Annotated in this window: 11 protein-coding genes; 4 read left to right on the forward strand and 7 right to left on the reverse strand. The window is 59.8% G+C overall.

The window, feature by feature from the left end; translation table 11 throughout:
• Window positions 1–110: 110 nt before the first annotated feature.
• Together ACX2DJ_RS05735 and ACX2DJ_RS05740 are read right to left on the reverse strand one after the other, a co-directional pair.
• Complete coding sequence (locus ACX2DJ_RS05735) at window positions 111–3209, reverse strand: TonB-dependent receptor domain-containing protein (RefSeq protein ID WP_462571481.1); 3099 nt, start codon at window positions 3207–3209, stop codon at window positions 111–113.
• Window positions 3210–3800: 591 nt separating this feature from the next.
• A complete protein-coding gene (locus tag ACX2DJ_RS05740) occupies window positions 3801–6953 on the reverse strand; it encodes a TonB-dependent receptor domain-containing protein (protein ID WP_462571482.1) in 3153 nt (1050 codons plus the stop codon).
• 467 nt (window positions 6954–7420) lie between these two features.
• Between ACX2DJ_RS05740 and ACX2DJ_RS05745 the strand changes: the two genes are divergently transcribed.
• Both ACX2DJ_RS05745 and ACX2DJ_RS05750 read left to right on the forward strand, forming a co-directional pair.
• Entirely contained in the window at window positions 7421–8593 is a 1173-nt protein-coding gene (locus ACX2DJ_RS05745; protein WP_462571484.1) for an acetyl-CoA C-acetyltransferase, read from the forward strand.
• A 29-nt stretch (window positions 8594–8622) separates the two neighbouring features.
• Window positions 8623–9408, forward strand: a complete 786-nt coding sequence (locus ACX2DJ_RS05750) for an SDR family NAD(P)-dependent oxidoreductase (RefSeq protein WP_462571485.1) — start codon at window positions 8623–8625, stop codon at window positions 9406–9408.
• 178 nt (window positions 9409–9586) lie between these two features.
• Here ACX2DJ_RS05750 and ACX2DJ_RS05755 read toward each other — a convergent pair whose 3' ends face one another.
• Window positions 9587–9994: a low affinity iron permease family protein gene (locus ACX2DJ_RS05755; RefSeq protein WP_462571486.1), complete on the reverse strand. Its 408-nt coding sequence runs from the start codon at window positions 9992–9994 to the stop codon at window positions 9587–9589.
• Window positions 9995–10280: 286 nt separating this feature from the next.
• Between ACX2DJ_RS05755 and ACX2DJ_RS05760 the strand changes: the two genes are divergently transcribed.
• Together ACX2DJ_RS05760 and ACX2DJ_RS05765 are read left to right on the forward strand one after the other, a co-directional pair.
• The gene (locus ACX2DJ_RS05760; RefSeq protein ID WP_462571487.1) at window positions 10281–11153 is read left to right on the forward strand and encodes a crotonase/enoyl-CoA hydratase family protein; all 873 of its coding nucleotides are present in this window, start codon (window positions 10281–10283) and stop codon (window positions 11151–11153) included.
• 52 nt (window positions 11154–11205) lie between these two features.
• Window positions 11206–11691: a MarR family winged helix-turn-helix transcriptional regulator gene (locus ACX2DJ_RS05765; RefSeq protein WP_462571488.1), complete on the forward strand. Its 486-nt coding sequence runs from the start codon at window positions 11206–11208 to the stop codon at window positions 11689–11691.
• Window positions 11692–11727: 36 nt separating this feature from the next.
• Here ACX2DJ_RS05765 and ACX2DJ_RS05770 read toward each other — a convergent pair whose 3' ends face one another.
• The 4 genes from ACX2DJ_RS05770 to ACX2DJ_RS05785 form a co-directional block, all read right to left on the reverse strand.
• Window positions 11728–12735, reverse strand: a complete 1008-nt coding sequence (locus tag ACX2DJ_RS05770) for a type II secretion system F family protein (RefSeq protein ID WP_462571489.1) — start codon at window positions 12733–12735, stop codon at window positions 11728–11730.
• 18 nt (window positions 12736–12753) lie between these two features.
• On the reverse strand, window positions 12754–13725 hold the full coding sequence (locus ACX2DJ_RS05775) for a type II secretion system F family protein (RefSeq protein ID WP_462571490.1): 972 nt from the start codon (window positions 13723–13725) through the stop codon (window positions 12754–12756).
• A 98-nt stretch (window positions 13726–13823) separates the two neighbouring features.
• Window positions 13824–15110 carry a pilus assembly protein CpaE gene (locus ACX2DJ_RS05780; RefSeq protein ID WP_462571491.1) on the reverse strand — a complete coding sequence of 429 codons (1287 nt, stop codon included), beginning with the start codon at window positions 15108–15110 and terminating at the stop codon, window positions 13824–13826.
• Window positions 15111–15113: 3 nt separating this feature from the next.
• A complete protein-coding gene (locus tag ACX2DJ_RS05785; protein ID WP_462571492.1) occupies window positions 15114–15770 on the reverse strand; it encodes a CpaD family pilus assembly protein in 657 nt (218 codons plus the stop codon).
• Between the last annotated feature and the right edge of the window lie 4 nt (window positions 15771–15774).

Genomic DNA, 15774 nt, shown 5'->3' on the forward strand with positions numbered 1-15774 from the left:
CGTTTGCCTTCGATCAAGATGATAGTAGGTCGGCGCTGATCATGTCAGCCTGAAACGAATATGGAGGGCTCCCTTGCGGGAACCCTCCATTATCTTTGACAGTCCCGGCTTTAGAAGTCGAGCGTCACACCCAGGAACACATAACGTCCAAGTGCGTCATAAGTGGCCGGATAGGTGTTGCCGTTACACGGACCGGTCGGGCACAGGTTCGAACCCGGGCGAATGGCACTCCCGGACGTAACCAGCGGCGGCTCCTTGTCGAAGACGTTGTTCACGCCAAGGCGGAACTTGTACTTCTCCTGAAGGTCGAAGCTGAACACAGCGTCGAGGTAATTGAACGCCGGAATACGCAGGCCAGGGTCGAAGTTGTTGGCACCCTGAAGAGCCGAGAACGAAGAAAGCGTTTCAGCCTTCACCTTGCCGACATAGCGCCACTGGGCCGAGAAGCCGAGACCGGAGTCCATGTTGACCGATACGCGGGCCTTGTGCCGCCATTCAGGCAACGGAGCACCGGGTTCAGTGGATCCGCCAACACTACAAGTGGGTCCGAAGAGCCCCGCGCAATCATATGGATCGGCAAGACCGTTGTTGACCCTGTACTTGTCGAGATAGGTGCCATTCATCTGCACCGCAATCGTGCCGAAGCTGACCGGCATCGAATAATTGCCGGAAACATCGACGCCAGCGGTCTTCACCTGACCGACATTGTTCGGAAGATCCTCGGTAAAGCCTCCTGGCGTCAGCCAGAGCGACCCGGCTGCGTCGCGATTGACGAGTCCGCATGAAATGGGCGTGAAAGACGCAGTTGCCTTGTCGACGCAGTCATTGAGGATCGTATCAGGCCCAAACGAGCGGATCGCGTCGTTGATCCTGATATTGAAGTAATCGATGGTGAGTGACAGACGAGGGATGAAGCTCGGCTGCAGCACAACACCGGCAGTCCAGGTCGTGGCCGTTTCCGGCTCGAGATCGGGATTGCCGCCAAGCAGGCCGTTGTACTGGCCCGCCGGGTTTGGAGTCACGCCCTGGCCAACCTGAAGACCTTGAGCGATACAGCCAAAGTCAGTCGCCGTGATCGTGAAGCCGGCGCAGGGATCAACCGATCCGCTGAGACCAACTGCCGGAGTACGGAACAGCTCCTGAATGTTGGGAGCACGCACGGCCCGGTTGTACATCGCGCGGAAGCGGACGTCGCTTGTCGGGGCAAGTTCCGCACCGATCTTGTAGGTGTCGGTGTTGTAGGAACGGTCGGCGCTCGTCTCGTAATGCGAATTGCGATAGCCCGCGCTGATCTGGAACAGTTCGACAAAGCCGTCCTGAATGACCGGTATCTCCGTTTCGGCGAAGAATTCCAGCACGTCGAAGCTGCCCGAAATCGGCAACGTCGCGCCGCCCTGACCGGTAAGATCGCCGGTCTGGAACGCCTGGTCGGTCCGAAGATCAAGCGTTTCCTTGCGCCATTCCGTACCGAAGTTGACCCTTACGCCGTCATCGGCCCAGGGGAGCTTGACGCCTGCAGAGGTGAGATCTCCGGTGAACGAGACGTTGGCGACCTGTTCGGTCGTCTCGCCGTCCTGGAACCCGACTGCCGAGAGATAGTCGACTGCAGCCTGGCTGGCACCGCCGATGCCCGCGAAGACGTCATAGGGGACGCAGTTCGGATCCGCGCCGGTAATGACCGAACGGCAGACGACCTGTCCGTTAGTGGCGCTGCCGACGCGATTGTCGATGACGGCATCAAGCGCATTGGCGAGGCGCGCAACCGAGAATTCGTTCTCGTAAACCTGCGAATATTTCACCTTGCCGTACTGATAGTAGGCGTCGTAGCTCCAATCGCTTGAAATGTCGCCGTTCGCGCCCAAAACACCGCGGAAGGTGGTGTGATCGAGCTGAGCGCGGCGCGGACCGCCTTCAACGTTGCGGCGAAGCAGCAGAGCATAACCCTGATTGTAGGTTCCGCCCTGGCCATCGGCGAAGTCAATCGGCGGCGCACCCGGATTCTGGTTGAAAGGTGCCGTTACAGCAGTCGGGAACGTTCCGATGAAGCCGTTGATCAGATTGTCTGCGTCGCAGATCACTGCAAATTGCGCAGCCGACATCAGCGGGTTGTCGCAATTCAGCGTAAGCGTGTTGCCGAAGTCACCCGATGGGGCGATCTGGGCTGTCGTATGGTCATCCATAAACTGGAATTCCATGTACGGACGGAACGAATCGTTGACTTCGTAATTCACAAAGGCGCCGGCGGTGAAACGCTCGTCATTGCGCTGGAAGAAATTGAGGGGGGCAAAGTTGAACAGCGTCGGTGCGCCGCCCACAAACCCGCCGCCAGGCGTGAAGGTGTAGAAGGTCGAAGTGCCGGTTGTAACCGCGGTATCGAACACCAGGACGTTGCCGTCCGGCGAAGTGGCCGAACCGCCGCAACGGTTGGCACCGCTGCCAGTGTTCTGAATGACGCAAGCGCTGAAATCGCGCTGGCCCTGCGTTACCGGATCGATCTTGCGATAACCGCCATACATCATGAAATGACCGCGATCATCGGCAAATTTCGAACCAAATGCAACGGTGGCATCGATGCTGCCGCCATCGGTGGTGCTGCCGTCGGGGAACGGAAAACCGCGCGCGTCGAGCAGTGGGCGGATGAACGAGTTGTTGTTGTTGTGCTGGTAGAACCCGTACTGCGCGTCAACCCGGAAGCCTTCGAAATCGGTATCCATGATGAAGTTGACGACGCCGGCCACAGCATCGGCACCGTAAACCGATGAAGCGCCGCCGGTCAGCACTTCCACCCGCTTGAGCATTGCGGAAGGAATAATGTTGATGTCCGCTGCCGAACCGCTCGCCGGAGACGGATCGCCCGGAACGATACGGCGGCCATTGATCAGCGCGAGAGTACGTGTGCTGCCAAGCGCGCGCAGGTCGACCGTAGCGGTTCCGTCTGCGCCGTTGGCCAGCGAAGATGCCTGGCTTGCCGCGATGGAAGGCAGCGAATTGAGCACGTCTTCAATACGTGTCGTGCCCTGAAGCTTGATGTCATCGCTGCTTACGATACTGATAGGTGAGGCCGACTCGATATCCGGCCGCGCCAGACGCGAACCGGTAACGATGATGCCTGCGTCATCCTCGGACTCCGAAACCTCGGCGCCGCCGCCGATGTCCTGCCCGCCATCCTGCGCGAATGCGGGAGTGGCGAGAGCGGAGGCGGCAACCATTGCCGTCGTCGCGCAAAGCGCTCTTGTGAATGTCATTTTCATAGCAGAAGCAATCCCCATGCTTGTGTGTAGTCCCTGACGGCCGAGTGGCTGGCAGGCACAGGCACAGAATTGCGTTCAACCGCAGCTCTCATTCCCATACAGCAACACCCGTCATCCCTGCCGCAATGGCTGGCAGCTACGCTTGTGTCATAGAACTGTAAAGCACCTGAAAGCGATGTCTGTCGATTGAATCCCAGGCTGTTGCATTGTTGATACAGGGTCACCCGCAAACGGAACCCGGTCACCACGGTTATCTCTAAGAACTCCTACAATACAGAAGTTTATGGAATGATCGGCGCGCGTATCAGCACGAATATCAACCCCAGACTCCGGTTCGCACTCGCCGGTGACCCGGCCCCATTTTCGACGAACTGTACCCCGGAACGGACAAACGGCAATCTGGCGACATGCTAAATCGACGAGCGCAGGATCGGCCAACCAAACAGAGCAAGTCTGCCTGTAAACAAAAAAGGCCCCGGTTTCCCGGGGCCTTTCCTTTTGCCGTTTCGCTCTGCTTTAAAGAGCGATCAGGCTCCTGCGAGTCCTTCCTCAGAAGTCTGCTGTGAAGCCTGCATAGAAGAATGTGCCAAAGGTATCGAAGGGATCGCCACCGGCGGTGCCCAGCTGGCCAAACGGCGGCTTGTTGTCGAACACGTTATCAGCACCGACGTAGAAGCTGAAATCAGTCTCCGGAATATCCCAGTTCACGCGCACATTATGGTAGGTCTGGCGCTTGAAGAACGGATCGTCGAACTGGTCATTGTTGAGCGGATCGAGCGTGGTGAGTTCGCCCGGGGTGCAGGTGCCCTGGGTGAAGCCCGTCAGGCCCGAAGCCGGGCAACGACCAATGAACGGATTGCCGTTCTCGAAAGTCGAGCGCGACATCCGGCCAAGGTAGCGCACGTTCCAGGTGAAATCGAACGCACCCAAATCATAGTTGAGGTTGACCGAAGCCGCCCACTTAGGATCGCCAAGTTCTGACAGCTGCCGATTGGGCACTTCTGCATCCGCCGGGTTGGTGAAGTTGTTCAGCGTAAGCACATGCGTTGCGATGCCGCGCAGCCGCAAGCGGTGCCCGTTTTCGAATGTGTGGCTGTACTGCAGGTCGAAGTCGATGCCTTCGGTTTTCTGACGGGCGAAGTTGACGCCGCCCGAAATCACCGCTTCGCTTGTGAACAGGCCGGTGGCCGGATCGCGCTGAACGGTTCCGCAGAACGGGTTGTTGATGCCGGTCTGATCGTCAAAGCAGGAATTGATGATCGTCTGCGCTGTCAATGTGGCGATCAGATCGTTCACTTCGATGCTGTAATAATCGACGGTGAAGTTGAGGCCGGGAATGAATTGCGGTTCAACCACCACGCCCAGCGTCAGGCTCTTGCCCTTTTCCTGGACCAGCGTCGGGTTACCGCCCGAAAGGAAGCTGGTCGAGAATGTCCGCGCCGTACAGTTGAGGAACGGATCTCCCAGTGCAACCGGGAACGGTGTGCTTATGCATGCATCAACCAGAGCCTGGTTGGCCACTGCCGGCACGCCGAAGGCGGCGCAGTTGGCCGCGCGGTTCTGGTTGTTTGTGATGTTCTGCACGTCGCACGGGTCGGCGATGAAGGCAAAGTTCTGGCCCAGGGGCGAGAACAGATCATCCTGGGTAGGTGCCCGCACTGAAGTGGCATAGGCCGCACGGAAGCGGACATCACGGATCGGGGCATAGATCCCCTGGACGTTGTAAGCCCACACCGTGCCAGTTGCGCTGTTGTAATCCGATACGCGCGCCGCTGCACCAATACTCAGTTCCTCTGCCAGCGGCATGTTGGCCAGCAGTGGAACGTTGACCTCGCCAAACAGTTCCTTGACCGTCAATTTCGGCGGAGCGAACGGCTGGATCGCATTGAGGAAGGTTCCGCCGCTGGCAGTCAACTCGTCAAACGCGCTGAACGCCGTTTCGCTGCGGTATTCGCCGCCGAACGCGAAGCCGACAGGCCCGCCGGGCAATTCGAACAGCTGCGAAAGATCGCCGCTTACCGAGGCGAGAATGACGAATTCCTCTGCCTGTTGTTCGCGGGTCGCAGTGGTGTTGACGAAATTGAGCGCCGCCTGACTGGGTGCGCCGAAGCCGAACAGATTGATTGGAACGCAATCGGGCCGATCATTGGTGGGATCGGCATCATTGTTCACGGCGCAGACGATCTCGCCTGCTCCATTGCGCTGTGCATCAAGCGCCAGCAGGAACCCGTCAGGATTGCCGTCAAGGTCGAACAGCACAAGGTTGTTGAGCGAGCGCATGTCGGTTTCAAGTCGACCGTAGTTGAGCGACAGCTCATAGTTCCAATCTTCGTTGAACGTGCCCTCTACGCCGCCGACGATACGGAATGTATCGCGGTTGTGCTGTTCGCCGCGACCACCGAAATCGATGTTAAAGCGCGCAATAGCAAACGGCTCTGAATCGGGCGTGGCATTACAGATGCCGAACGCCGCAAGCTGGCCGAATGCCTGCTGGTTCAGAAACGGGTTGTCGCAGCGCAGGTTGTTGCCGCCGCCGAAGAAGCCCGGAATGCTGCCGACCATGAAGCTCGGTTGCCCTTCTTGCAGCGCATCAACATGCACGAACTTCGCCTCGACGAACGGGCGGAATGCCTCGCTGATGTCGAAATGCGACAGCACGTTAACGGTAAAGCGTTCAAGGCCAGCAGCGAGCTGGCCGGTATTGCGCAGCGTCGAGCCTTGGCCCCCAATCACGTTGCCGGTGAACGTGCCGATGAACTGGTCAGGAACGTCTGTAATGACATCGCCGTTCGGGGCGAAACGCAAAAATACGCCGTTGCCAAGGCCGCCCAGCGTGCCGCCATCGGAAATTCCGCCGTTGCGCACGCCGCAAAGCGGAGCGTTGTCGGTAATGCCGTCAGTGCCGAAGGGCTCGCCCGCAGTCGGCTCGACCAGGTTGAACTGGCAGCGACCGCTGAAAGCGCCGGTGATGCCGTCACGATCCCTGAAAAACAGCGGATCCTGCTTGGCGTATTCGACCGCAACCGCGATATTGCCGCGCCCATCGGCGAAATTCTTGCCATAAACGCCCGAGGCAAAGGCCGAGAAGCGATCATTGCGTGACGAAATGCCGCTTTGTCCGCGAACCGAGATGCCTTCGAAGTCGCGCTTGAGGATGAAGTTGACCACGCCGGCTACCGCGTCGGATCCGTAAATGGCGGAATTGCCGCCCGTTACGATGTCCACCCGCTCGAGCAGATCGGTCGGGATCGTGTTTACGTCGACCAGATAATTACCCGGATCGGCTGTAATATGTCGCTTGCCATTGACCAGCACCAGTGTGCGAACTGTACCCAGGCCGCGCAAGTCAAGCAGGTTGAGGCCGGCGGTGCCGATGAAGCGGGTCGAGTTGCCCTGGCTGAAGGTGCTACGCAACGAAGGCAGATCGTTCAGCGCATCACCCAGCGACACATCGCCCTGCGAAGTAAGTTCTTCGGCTGTCAGAGCTGTCAGCGGGATTGGCGAAGAAAGAGTCGGCCGCGCGATGCGCGAGCCCGACACGATAATATTGGTGCGAGGAGCGTCTTCGCCCTGCTCGGTCGTGACTTCATCGCCACCTTCGTTAGCTTGCCCGGCGTCCTGTGCGAAAGCCGTAGTCGCCGCAAGAGCAAGGCCTACCGCGAGTGACCCTGCGCTTAGCCTGAGTTGAGTAGATTTCTTCATGTGATTTCGTACCCTTATGAAATTAGGCAATCGACCAGGTCGATCACTTTGTTGTCAACCGGGAAGCAAGAGAACCCTTGCGAGCAATGCCCATCACCCCCAGTCGAATCCATCAGGCAAAGATGTCTGGAAGGCCGTGCAGGCGCACGCCGCAAGCCAGATACCTAGTCCCTGATAGTGGAATTAGTCGCAACCCTATGCACATGGGAAGATTATGCCTTGTTCGCAGCGAAATTGCTTTCATCGGTGTAACTCCATTGCAACACTACTATTTGGTCGCATTTTCGATAGTCCGCGCCGCCGAGCCCAATCGCTCGGTTGCAATTCGCCATGAATTGCTCGAATGGCGGGGAGAAATATCTCAATTAGAGCGTTGGCTTGCGAGTATATCAAGCGGCTGCCAAGCCGGTCTGTGCGAACCAGCGCGCGCGAATGTAGAGCAGTGAAACCCGCATGAGGACAGAGAGATGCCCGCAGCCTATATCGTAGAAGCCGTGAGAACCGCCGGTGGCCGCCGGGGCGGGCGCCTGGCAGGCGTTCATCCGGTCGATCTTGCCGCCAGATCGCTCGATGCCATCATCGAGCGCAGCGGGATCGATCCCAATGCAGTCGACGATGTGATCATGGGCTGCGTCACCCAGGCGGGCGAGCAGGCGATGCAGGTGGGCCGCAACGCGGTGCTCGCCTCCAGGCACCTGCCGCAATCGACCCCGGCGGTGACAATCGATCGCCAGTGCGGTTCCAGCCAGCAGGCGATCCAGTTCGCCGCGCAGGCGGTGATGAGCGGCACGCAGGACGTGGTGATCGCCAGCGGCGTCGAAAGCATGAGCCGCGTGCCGATGGGAACCAGTGCCACCTTCCACATGAAGGAAGGCATGGGGCATTATAAATCGCCCGGCCTCGAAGCGAAATATCCCGGCATCCAGTGGAGCCAGTTCATGGGCGCCGAGATGATCGTCAAGAAGCACGGCCTGACCAAGGACGATCTCGACCGTTTCGCGCTCTCCAGCCACGAAAAGGCGATCGCCGCGACCCAGGCTGGTGCCTTTGACAAGGAAATCGTGCCGGTCGAAATCGAAACTCCGGAAGGCACTCAGATGCATACCGTGGACGAAGGCATCCGCTTCGATGCCTCGCTTGAAGGTATTGCGAGCGTGAAGCTGCTGAGCCCCGATGGCGCGATCACCGCCGCAAGCTCCAGCCAGATCTGCGACGGATCAAGCGCGGTGCTGGTGGTAAGCGAGGCAGCGCTCAAGGCTCATGGCCTGACCCCCATCGCCCGCATCCACAATTTGACCGTAACCGCGGGCGATCCGGTGATCATGCTGGAAGAGCCGCTGTTCGCAACCGATCGCGCGCTCCAGCGGGCCGGCCTGAAGATCGAAGATATCGATCTCTATGAAGTCAACGAAGCTTTCGCCTCTGTGCCGCTTGCATGGCTCAAGCATACCGGCGCCGATCCTCAGCGGCTCAACGTGCATGGCGGCGCAATCGCGCTGGGCCACCCGCTAGGTGCATCGGGCGCCAAGCTGATGGCAACGCTGGTCCATGCGCTGCACCGCCACGGCAAGAAATATGGCTTGCAAACGATGTGCGAAGGCGGCGGGGTCGCCAATGTGACCATCGTAGAGGCACTCTAACTCATTCCAATATCGAGAGGAAAATACTGATGGAAGTTTCAGCCAACACCCCCGCAGTTGTAACCGGCGGTGCATCGGGCCTGGGCGCGGCCACCGCCCGCGCGCTGGCCGCCAAGGGCGCCAAGGTCGCAATCTTCGACATGAACGAGGAAAAGGGCAACGCCATGGCGGCCGAGATCGGCGGCGTGTTCTGCAAGGTCAATGTGACCAGCGACGACGATGTGGATGCCGGTTTCGCCAAGGCGCGCGAAGCGCATGGGCAGGAACGCATCCTGGTCAATTGCGCCGGTATCGGCAATGCCATCAAGACCGCCAGCCGCAGCAAGGAAGACGGTTCGATCAAGCACTTCCCGATTTCGGCCTTCGATTTCGTGATCCAGGTGAACCTGATCGGCACCTTCCGCTGCATTGCCAAGTCAGCCGCGGGTATGCTGACACTTGAACCGCTGAGCGATGAGGGCGATCGCGGCGCGATCGTCAATACCGCTTCGGTTGCGGGCGAAGATGGCCAGATCGGCCAGGCGGCCTATTCGGCTTCCAAGGCCGGCGTCATCGGCATGACCCTGCCGATCGCGCGCGATCTGATGAACGAGGGCATCCGCGTCAACACCATCCTGCCGGGCATTTTCGATACCCCGCTGCTGGCAGCTGCACCGCAGAACGTGCGCGATGCGCTGGCCGCGTCAGTGCCGTTCCCCAAGCGTCTCGGCATTCCAGAGGAATATGCCAAGCTCGCCATGTGCATGATCGAAACCGGCTATTTCAATGGCGAGGACGTGCGGCTCGACGGCGGCATTAGAATGGCCCCTCGCTAACAGGCGAATTCGTTATTGCGAGCCGCAGGCGAAGCAATCCATTTCCAGCCGATTCCTTGATCGGGAATGCGGCATTATGGATTGCCGCGTCGCCGCCGTCGCGGCTCCTCGCAATGACGGGCCAGCAATTTGAACCCCCGCCACAGCTGGCGGGGGTTTTTGTTTGGCGGCCCCAGTGTCACCGGCGCTCCAACAGGCGCTTGATGCTTTCATGTCGCCGCCGCCCCGGCTTCTGCGTGGCGACTTCCACCTCCAGGGCGGTACGGATCTTTCCGATCTCGCTGTCGGTAAGGTGCTCGATCCCGACGAATTCATTGCGCGCGGCCCGCGCGGAGCGAATGAGTTCATCAAGCTTCGCCTGGATCGCGGCCGCATCGCGGTTCTGCGAGTTCTGGATCAGGAAAACCATCAGGAATGTCGCGATCGTCGTACCCGTATTGACCACAAGCTGCCATGTATCCGACCATCCGAAGACTGGCCCGCTCAAGACCCATACCGTGATCACGATAAGGGCAAGCGCAAAGGAAGTCGGCTTGCCTGCGGCCAAAGCGGTTCGGGAAGCGAGTACCGTAAACAACCGTTCCATTACCGAACCTCCATTAGCGCGAAGCAGGATCATATTATGTCCGGCCATATGCCGGTTGGGAATGCGCACAAGCGGAAGAATTGCGCACAGCTCGCGAATCCACCACCGCTTGCTTCATCGCTTTCCTATTCGAAGGCCAACGACTATCCAAATCGCACCATGACAATGCACGACTTCTCCCGCCAAGGTGAATTCACAATCCCGGCCTTTCAGCGGGCGGCTTTTTCATTATCAGGACAGTGTTCCATGTGTTCCATCCTGTAGGGTTTGAGGGAGAGAAAACGAGATGAGCAAATACACCCAGATCATGGTGGACAAGGCGGATGGCATCGCCACCATCACGCTCAATCGCCCGGAAAAGATGAACGCCTATACGCGGATCATGGGCCAGGAGATCATGGCCGCGATGGACGATATCGATGCCGATGACTCTGTTCGCGCGGTTATCTTTACCGGAGCGGGTGAGCGCGCGTTCTGCGCAGGCGCCGATTTGACGCCCGAAGGTGGCGGGCACGTGTTTTCCGATCCGACGCAGGTCGACGACCTTTCCGATGAGCGCGTGCGCGACGGCGGAGGGCGGCTGACCCTGCGACTGTTCGATTCGAAGAAGCCGCTGATTTCGGCCTGCAACGGCGTGGCCGTGGGCGTGGGCGCGACGATGCAGTTGGCGATGGATATTCGCCTGGCGAGCGAGACTGCGCGCTATGGTTTTGTCTTTGCGCGGCGCGGGATCGTGCCAGAAGCGTGCTCAAGCTGGTTCCTGCCGCGGATCGTGGGAATCAGCCAGGCACTCGAATGGTGTTATAGCGGGCGGGTGTTCGATGCGCGCGAAGCGCTGGCTGGCCGGCTGGTCCGTTCGGTCCATCCGCAGAGCGAGCTGATGGATACGGCAAGGGCGCTGGCGCGCGAGATCGCCGACAATACCTCGGCCGTGTCGGTGGCGATGACCCGCGCGATGATGTGGCGCCTGCCTTCGGGCGATCATCCGATGGACGCGCACAGGGTCGACAGCCGCGCGATCTATCGCTTGTCGCGCGGGGCCGACGCCAGGGAAGGGATCGCCAGCTTCCTCGAGAAGCGAGCGCCGCAATATCCGGGCAAGGTGAGCGAGGATATGCCTGACTTCTATCCCTGGTGGGACGAGCCGGAATATCGCTGAAATGGCTCCACCCTCTTGCCAGCGCCGATGGTTACATTAGTAACCTTGCCTGATGGGTGAACGGGCACAATCAAACGCGCATCCGGCGAACGGGCGGCTGGCGGATTTTCTGCCATACCAGCTGTCGGTCACGTCGAATGCGGTCAGCAGCTGGATCGCCGGCGCATACCGCGCCAGGTTCGGGCTGAAGATCGCCGAATGGCGGGTGATGGCAGTGCTGGGAGATTGCGGCGCGGCGACCCAGCGCGAACTGACCGATGCGACCTTGATGGACAAGGTGGCCGTCAATCGCGCTTGCAAGGTGCTGGAGGATCGCAATCTCGCCGCGCGCCGCCCCAATGCCGGGGATGGCCGTTCGCACCTGCTCGAACTGACCGGTGAGGGCAGGGCGGTGCACGCCGAAGTCATGCCCATGGCCCGCGCGATGGAAGCGGAGATCTTCTCCACTCTGGCCGATGCCGAACGTGAACAGTTGCGCGGTTTGCTGCGCCGACTGTTCGAACAGACCGAAAGCATGCGGCCCACCTCGCGTTCCTGACGCGAAGCGGGCCGGCTAGCCGTTAAGCCGGTGGGTTTAGCTCCCCGGCGGGCCGTCCGCGAATGCGTCGGCGATCGAACAGGCCGCCGGGCCAAGGATCACGACGAACAGCACCGGCAGGATGAACAGGATCAGCGGCACGGTCATGATCGCGGGCAGCCGGGCCGCCTTTTCTTCCGCGCGCATCATGCGCTCGTTGCGGAATTCTGCTGACAGCACGCGCAGGGCCGAGGCCAGCGGCGTACCGTAGCGTTCGGTCTGGATCATGGTGGTAACAACCCCGCGGATCGCATCAAGGTTTACGCGATAAGCAAGATTGCTGAAGGCTTTCTTGCGTTCGTTGAGGAAGGAAAGCTCGATCGCGGTCAGCGCGAATTCGTCACCCAGTTCGGGATAGGCACGGCCCAGTTCCTTGGCCACCCGGTTGAACGCCGCATCGACCGTCAGGCCGGCCTCGGCGCAGATCACCAGCAAGTCGAGCGCATCGGGCAGGCCCTTGCGAATCTCGTCGGTGCGCTTGCTGGCCTTGTTCTTGAGGAAAATTTCAGGCCCTTTGTAGCCAATGAAAATCGCGGCTGCCATCGCCATGACCTTCTTCATCTCCCATTCGGGATAGATCTGGACCACATAGAGCAGCACGAATGCGGTAAGGCCAAGCACCACCGGCAGGATCATGCGTGCGCCGATGACGTAGACCGCCAGTTCCTTGTTGCGATAGCCGGCATGGGCCAGCTTTTGCTGGATCGCCAGGATCTGGCTCTGCTGGAGGACCTTCATTCCTTCCAGCTGCTGCTTCATCCTATCGGTCGCGTCGGTCCTGCGCACCAGGCTGGTGCGCTTCTTGGCGCTCGAGGTGACGATGCCCGCCTTTAGTTCTTCGCGGCGATCGTTGAGCGATTTGACACGTTTGGCCATCGGATCCTTCACGGTGATCGCGGCATAGACCGCCATCAACACGGCAAAGGCGGCGATTCCGGCAAGGATCGTTCCGACGAGGATGACGTCGAAGCCGAGAAGCGTGGGTCCGGACGGGGTATTGAACATGATTTCCGTTTCCCTCGCTTAGATCTCGAAGCTGACCATTTTGGCCATGATGAATGCGCCGATGGACATCCAGACGCCGCCGCCGAGCCCGGCAACGATCAGGCGGTCATCGCTGAAGAAGCCACCAAGATAATCGGGATTGATCCAGTAGATCAGGCCGAAGACGATGAATGGCAGAGAACCAACGATGTAGGCGGAGGCTTTCGATTCCGAGCTCATCGCGCGGATCTTGAGCTTCATCTGCGCTCGTTTGCGAAGCACGTCAGACAGGTTCGAAAGTGTTTCTGCCAGATTGCCGCCGGTCTCGCGCTGGATCGCCAGCGTGATGGTGAAGAAGTTGAATTCGGGGATGCCCAGCCTGTCGGCCGTTTCCTGCAGCGATTCCTCCATTGTCCGGCCGATCTTGATCCGCTCGACGATGGACTTGAATTCCTCCCCAACCGGCCCGGGAACTTCCTGTGCCACCACGGCTAGTGTTTCGGTGACGGGCAAGCCCGAACGCAGGCCACGGACCAGCAATTCGATCCCGTCGGAAAATTTGGTGATGAAGCCATTGGTGCGGCGGTTGATGAAATGTCTCACCACGAGGTGGGGGATACCCGCCCCGATAAGCACGCCGATGCCCAGCGACAGCAGCAGGGCGCCCGAACGCAGGTAGATGATCACGGCGACGAACAGTGCAAGGCCGGCTGATGCATAGAGATATTGCGGCAGGGTCCATTTCTTGCCGGTGCGGTGGAGACGCGTCTCGAGCGCTTCGATCCGCGAGCCCGATCCAGCAACCTTGTGCACTTTCGGCTTGCGCGCCGCGATCGCCTTTTTCAGCTGCGATTCAACTTTGGTATCTGTGCTTTCGGAATGACGATAGCGCACCGCCTCCAGTCGGCGATGACCGGCCTTGCCGGCCGAGGTGCCGGTTGCGAGCATATAGCCAACAACCAGAACCGCCATGACTACACCGCTCAGAAGCAGGAGCTGGAGAATGTCCATGCGAATTTCCCGCCTTTCCTTCTCTTCAAGACATCATTCACCGGTCACGGGGCGGCCTGGCCCGCGCAAAACGCGCGCAAGACCGGCCCCGCTTCAGGTTATCCGGCTTCCGCCGGCACGACTTCGGACTTGTCCTTCTTCGCCAACAGCGATTTCAGGTCAAAATTGCCCAGCAGTGACTTCTTCGCTCCCTTGCCGGTCGTGAAATCTTCACTGCTTGCGCCCATCACCCGCTCGCCAATCTGCTTGATCGTGGCAGTTGCGCGGCTTGACCGATTGGCTTGAACGAAGGTCTGGCCAAGCTTGGCCGCATTGGCCGCAGCCTTGGCATCAAACGGGATCGAGAAGTCGATCTCGCGCTCGATCGAGGCCTCGAAATCGGCCTTGCTGATTTCGGCAGCGCCCGATTGGACCTTGTTGGCTACCACCATTGTGTGGGTATGTGCCGCATTGGTCTTCAGCCAGGAGAGGATGCGAATGGTGTCGCGTGCCGAAGCGAGCGTCATTTCCGCCATCAGGATCACCAGGTTCACATCCGACAGAACATGCGGGAAGTTGATCAGCATGTTGCGCGGCAGGTCGACCACCGTCATTTCGAACGCCTGGCGGAACTCTTCCTCCAGCTGCACGAATGCGGCGCCATCGGTCATCAGCGGTGAATTGATCGGAGCCTCTGCCGAAAGGATCGACAGATTGTCATTGGCGCGGATCATGGCACGTTCGATGAACAGCCCGTCGATGCGGCTCGGATTGTCAATCGCATCGGTCAACCCGCGGCCTGGCTCCAGGTCGAGAGTCAGGGCACCGGTGCCGAAGTGAACATCCAGATCCAGCAGCGCTGTGGGCGATTTGTGCTCGTCGCTGAACAGCCATGCGAGCGAGGTCGCGAGAGTGGAGGCACCCACACCGCCGCGTGTTCCGATGATGGCTGTTGAAATGTGGTGCTTGACCACTTCACCATCCTGGTTGCGCGGAGCAGAGAACACCGCCTGCGCCTGGTTCAGCGCATCGCGTACCTGGCCCGCCGAAAGGGGCTTGAGCAGGTAGTCGTGAATGCCGCTCGCGAGCAGATCGCGATAGAGCCGCACATCATTGACCTGCCCGATCGCGATCACCACCGTTCCGGGCTCGCAAACTTCGGCCAGGCCGTTGATGTCATTGAGCGGATCGCCGCTTTCCGACAGGTCGACCAGCAAGATGTTGGGGCTGGCGCTGACGCTCAGCGATTGCACCGCATTGCGCAAGCCGCCCTTGTTGCACTTCTCCGGCTGCCAGCCCATTTCGATAACCACCGGGCGCAGCACGTCCAGTGCGGCGTCATCGCAGATATAGGCGGCGAATGGGTCGCGGTTGCCGGACATCCCGGATTTCCAAGGCGCATTCATGGCTTAATTCCCTCCGGTTTCGTTATTGGTGAGGCCGTCAGCCCCGGTAGGAGCCTGCTCGCGATAAGTTGCAATCGCCTTGGTCGAGCTCATGATCACGGTTTCACCGGTCCCCTTCTGACCTTCGATCAGGTCTTCGGGATTGGCGACCATTGCGGCCAGATTGCTGTTGACGGCACAGCCGTAACCCGGGCTGGTCGCATTGTTGTAGTTCATGTCCGACTTGGCTGACCAATCGGGGCAGCCGGGCACGGAAGCCGTCGAACGGGTCAGGACCACGCGGGCATAACCCGGTTGCAACGCGCCAGATGTCAGTGGCGCGCCGCTATCGACCAGGATCCCGCGACGACCGGCGAGTTCAGACACCGCTTCGCGTGTTGCATCGCTTGCCAGCGGGTCATCTATCGACACGCGGTCGCCATATCCCAGCTCCATTGCGTCGAACCAGCTGTCAAGTCGTTGCTGTTCGGGAATGGTCAGCCCGCTCTGGCTGGTGCGGACATCAAATGTATAGCTGGAGCGTTCAACCACTGGCTGTTTGACGCTGTAGAGGCTCTTGTTTGTGGCCACGCCACCGCAGCCACCCAGCACCAAGCCGAGCGAGAGGGCAAGGGCAAATGCCGGGGCCTTGGCCAGCTTGCTGTGTTTTGCAAAGGGCATTGTT

It is taken from the genome of Altererythrobacter chaiwopuensis (assembly GCF_054957755.1).